A 4773-nucleotide genomic window follows, 5' to 3' on the forward strand; every position below is an offset into this window, starting at 1 on the left:
GGCTGCCGCCCAGGACAAGCCGAAAAAGGAAAAGAAGAAGGAAGAACCCAAAGGGGGTGGGATTTCGGTCAGCAAGGGTTTTATGCCCGCGGCCAAAAAACTGGAAGATGCGCTGAAAGCCAAGGATGCAGCGGCGACGCAGGCGGCATTCACCGAAGGGCAGGCATCGGCGACGACCCCGGACGACAAATATCTCCTTGGCTTCTACCAGCTCCAGCTCGGTATCTTGAACAAGGATCAGACCGCGCAGGCGCAGGGCCTCGACGCCATGCTCGAAACGGGCAAGACCCCGGCCGAGAACCAGGCTGTCTATAATTTCTATTCGGGCAATTTCGCCTATGGCGCAAAGGATTATGCAAAGGCGATCCAGCGGCTCGAAGCGGCAAAGGCCGCCGGTTCGACCGAAGCAGGCCTCGCCCCGATGCTGATGGACAGCTATTTGAACGGCGGTCAGATCGACAAGGGCTGGGAAATCGCGAAGGCCGGGATCGACGCTGCACGCGCTGCGGGCACCAAGCCGTCCGAAGAACTGTATGTGCGTCCGGCGCAGGCCTTCCAGAAGGCGAATCGCACGAATGAGATGCTCGACGTCCTCGCCATGCGCGTTCAGGATTATCCGACCCCGGCGACGTGGCGCAACACCCTGTACATCCTGTTGCAGCAGTCGGCGGGCGACAAGGATCTCACGCTCGATACGCTGCGCCTGATGCGCGCGACCAATTCGATGACCCAGCGTCCCGAATATCTGGAATATGCGGCGCTGGCAACCGAAGCGGGCTATCCGGGTGAAGTCGTCGCGGTGATCAAGCATGGACAGGACAGCGGGGCGATTCCCAAGGGCGATGCCCATTTCGGAAGCATTCTCGAATCGCAGAGCCCCCGCGCCGCGACCGATGCCGCCGCGGTGGCGGCCGATGCCAGCAAGCCTGCGACCCTCAGCAACCCTAAGGCCGCGCGGGCAACTGCCGACGCGCTCGTCGGCAATGGCGATCTCGCAAAGGCCATCCCGCTGTACGAAGCGGCGCTGAAGGCGGCCCCGACCGACAGCCTGATCCAGTACCGCCTCGGTGTCGCGCAGGCGCTTGCGGGGCAGGGCGATGCCGCGGTCGCGAGCTTTGCCAAGGTGCAGGGCAATCGCCAGCGGCTGGCGCAGCTCTGGTCGATCCGCGCCAAGGCCGGTGCCACCCCCGCGGCTCCCACTGCGGCTGCGACGCCGACGACCGGCAGCTAGGCCTTCAGCCTCGAATAGAAAGGGCGCCGTTCCTGTTTGGAGCGGCGCCCTTTTTCGTTGCAGGTAATGTCAGGGTTCGACCGGAATGCCCGCCAGTTGCTTCGCGGTACGAATCGTCAGCGAGGTCTTCACGCTGGTGACATTGGGCGCCGAGGTCAGGTGCGCGGTCAGGAAGGACTGGAAGCTCTGGAGGTCGCGCGCGACGACCTTGAGCAGGAAGTCGATCTCGCCGTTGAGCATATAGCATTCGCGCACTTCGGCGAGGCCGCCGACATAATCCTCGAACGCCTTGAGGTCGGATTCGGCCTGGCTGCGCAGGCTGACCATCGCAAAAACGGTGATTCCATAGCCCAGCTTCGCCGCGTCGAGATCGGCATGATAGGACCGGATGACACCCGATTCCTCCAGCGCGCGGACGCGGCGCAGGCACGGCGGAGCGGTCAGCCCGACCATTTGCGCCAGTTCGACATTCGTCATCCGCCCGTTTTTCTGCAGCTCGCCCAATATCTGCAAATCAATCTGATCGAATTTCTGACTAGCCATCGTTGAAACATCCGCTTTCCAAAACTGCGCTGACCATAATATTATTTCAGGCGATTGCAATTGTCCCACAATGTGACGCGGATGGTTAAGGCACTTTCATGACCGGATGATTCACGCTAGCCGGTAAGTATATTGTAACCAACGATAGAGGGTGTGGGGCTGGCTTCGCGTGACTGCTGACTCGATGATCGCGACCATCTTGCGCCAGGCGCCTGCGGACCGTCGCGCGAGTATCGCGGCGTGGCGGCAGCTCTCCGATATTCTGGCCCAGCGTGGCAATCAACTGGCCGATGACGATATTCGTCGCAGCCTGCATGCACTCGCCGTGTTGCGGCAACGCGTCCCCGAATCGGTCCGCCGCGACTGTGCGCGGGCGATCGCGCGGCATGGCCGCTTTGCGCCGCTCGTCGCGTTTTACGCCAATGATGTCCCCGCGGTTTCGGCGATCATGCTGCGCGATGCGCGCCTGTCCGAGGCCGACTGGCTGGCGCTGCTCCCCGCGACGAGCGCGATGGCGCGATCGGTGCTGGCCGGGCGCTCCGACCTGCCGGAGAGTGTCTGGCGCGCGCTGGCCAGCCTCGGCAGCGCTTCGGTTGCACTGCCGCAGCCCGTGATCGAAGCGGCGCAGGAGACGCCCGAACCGCCGGTCGAAACCGAAGCCGTCACGGGCATCGACAGCAATCCGAGCCAGATCAGCGAACTGGTCCGCCGGATCGACAAATATCAGTCGACGCGCGGGCAGCCCGCCGCCGAGCGCGCGCCGCGCGCGGCCTTTCTGTTCGAAACCGGTCCCGACGGCGTGATTCACTGGGTCGATGGCGTCACGCGCGGCGCCGTGATCGGCCTGTCCATCGCCGACGCGGCCTTTGGCGGCGAGCCCGGAACCGATGGCATTGCCGCGGGTGCCTTTCGCCAGCGCGCCGAGATCATCAACGCGCGGATGATCCTCGAAGGAACGCCCGCCGATGCCGGCGAATGGCGCTTTTCGGCCTTGCCATGGTTCGACCCGGCGACGGGGCAGTTTCGTGGCTATCGCGCCAGCGCGCGCCGCCCGAACCGCAACGAGACGCCTTATGGCCGTCCTGCACCTGAAGATTCGGGCGATTCGATCCGCCAGCTGATCCACGAGTTGCGCAGCCCGTTGAACGCGATTTCGGGTTTCGCACAGATTATCTCGGGGCAGATGTTCGGGCCGGTCAGCCACGGCTATCGCGCTATGGCCGAAACGATCGTCGCCGACGCCGCGACGGTGCAGTCAATCATCGACGATCTGGAAACCGCGGCGCGAAGCGGCTCTGCGCCTGCCGGCGAGCCGGCGGACGAGGTGGTCGATCTCGGCGCGGTGGTGACGCAGGTCGAAGGAGATCTCGCGGCGCTGCTCGGCGAGCGGCGCATCGATCTCAGCATTTCGCGAGTCGGCGGGCCGTTCCTGGGCCTTGCGGGCGATGCCAATGCGCGGCGGATGGTCGGCCGCCTGCTTACCGCGCTGGTCGATATATCCGAACCGGGCGCGATTCTTGTCGGACAGCTCGTCACCGAATCGCGGCACGACGACATGTTGCAACTTCGCATCGTCCGTCCGGCCACGATCCGCTTCGCAACCGCCGCAGACCTCCTTGATCCGGGGTTCAGCCCCGAAGGAGAGGCGCCGGGAGCAGCGGTTCTGAGCCTCGGTTTTTCGCTGCGGCTGGTCGACAGCCTTGCGCGCGGAACCGGCGGTCGGCTCGATATCGGGCATAACGCCTTGACCTTGCACCTGCCCTCCGCCAACTCGAAGGCCGAGGTCGGACTGGAAGCCCAGCAAGGCGAATAGCCGGGGGTGGCCAGATATTTTCCGGGGCGAAGGGGGGCGTGGTGCAGCCTGCGGGCAGTTTCTTTGCATATCCGGCTGCGCCGGACCTGATCGCACTGGAGGCGGACGAGAACCCGCGTTTCTGGGTCACGATCGATACCGAAGAGGATTTCGACTGGGAGGCGCCGTTCACGCGCAGCGACTACCGGCTCGCCTCGGTTCCCGCGCTCGCCGAATGTCAGGACTATTTCGGGCGCGCCGGGGTGCGGCCGATCTACCTTGTCGACTGGCCCATCGTCGCCGATGACCGCGCGGTCGAAATCCTCGGCGCGGCGCAGGATGCCGGCGGCTGCGAGATCGGCGCGCAGCTTCACCCGTGGGTGACCCCCCCGCACGACGAGGAAGTGAACGAGCGTAACAGCTATACGGGGAACCTCTCCGCCGGATTGCAGCGCGCCAAGATGACCGCGTTGCGCGACGCGATCCGCGACCGTTTCGGCGTCGCGCCGACGGCCTATCGTGCCGGACGCTATGGCCTGGGTCCGGAAACCGCGGCGATGCTCGTCGATCTCGGTTTCCGCTGCGACACCTCGGTCCGGTCGGGTTTCGATTATCGTGCCGGGCACGGGCCCAATTATCGCGACGCGCCCCTGCATCCCTGGTGGGTCCGCACCGGACAAGGTGCGATCCTCGAGATGCCGGTGACGACGGTGTTCGGCGGCCTGTTCGGGCGCGCGGGCCGCTGGCTCTATCATCGCACCTCGTCGAACAGCCATGCGGCGCTCGCGCGGCTGGGCCTCGCCGAGCGGATCGCGCTCACGCCCGAGGGTATTCCGGCGGATCGTGCGTGCGCGGCGATCGATATCGCGATCGACCTGCGCCTGCCGGTGCTGAACTTTTCCTTCCATTCGCCCTCGCTGCAGCCGGGCAACACGCCCTATGTCCGCAGCCTTGCCGATCTCGACCTGTTCTATCGCTGGTGGGATGTCGTCCTGGATCATCTCGCCCGCCGCGGAATCGCGCCGACGACGACGGCGGAGATCGTCGCCATGGCGGAGCGCAAGGCCGCGCGTTGAGCGTTGGCGCTTGCCAATGCCGCGCAGCGTCCGCTATCGCCCGCACACCCCGCCGGGTTTCAAAGGGGGGGCCTGTAGCTCAACGGTTAGAGCTGGCCGCTCATAACGGCTAGGTTGCGGGTTCGAGTCCT

4 protein-coding genes are annotated in these 4773 nt (G+C 65.1%); 3 read left to right on the forward strand and 1 reads right to left on the reverse strand.

The genetic code is table 11. The features are described from left to right. Window positions 1-1231, forward strand: a 1231-nt coding sequence (locus tag VGD20_RS11760) for a tetratricopeptide repeat protein (RefSeq protein WP_331134624.1), incomplete at its 5' end; no start/stop codon positions are given. A 69-nt stretch (window positions 1232-1300) separates the two neighbouring features. Here the strand turns inward: VGD20_RS11760 and VGD20_RS11765 are convergent. Continuing rightward, on the reverse strand, window positions 1301-1774 hold the full coding sequence (locus VGD20_RS11765; protein WP_192645538.1) for an Lrp/AsnC family transcriptional regulator: 474 nt from the start codon (window positions 1772-1774) through the stop codon (window positions 1301-1303). Between the two features lie 169 nt (window positions 1775-1943). On the opposite strand from VGD20_RS11765, the gene VGD20_RS11770 reads away from it, so the two are divergent. Both VGD20_RS11770 and VGD20_RS11775 read left to right on the forward strand, forming a co-directional pair. Continuing rightward, window positions 1944-3587: a histidine kinase dimerization/phospho-acceptor domain-containing protein gene (locus tag VGD20_RS11770; protein ID WP_331134625.1), complete on the forward strand. Its 1644-nt coding sequence runs from the start codon at window positions 1944-1946 to the stop codon at window positions 3585-3587. A gap of 41 nt (window positions 3588-3628) precedes the next feature. Next, window positions 3629-4642 (forward strand): polysaccharide deacetylase family protein, encoded by a 1014-nt coding sequence (locus VGD20_RS11775; RefSeq protein WP_331134626.1) that lies wholly within the window; start codon window positions 3629-3631, stop codon window positions 4640-4642. Window positions 4643-4773: the final 131 nt, after the last annotated feature.

The sequence above is a fragment of the Sphingopyxis sp. genome (assembly GCF_036402335.1).
GTDB lineage: Bacteria > Pseudomonadota > Alphaproteobacteria > Sphingomonadales > Sphingomonadaceae > Sphingopyxis.

Bases quoted from the DNA above. Each gene is read 5' to 3' on its own strand.
- VGD20_RS11765 (WP_192645538.1), bottom strand. From the start codon at position 1,774: ATGGCTAGTCAGAAATTCGATCAGATTGATTTGCAGATATTGGGCGAG.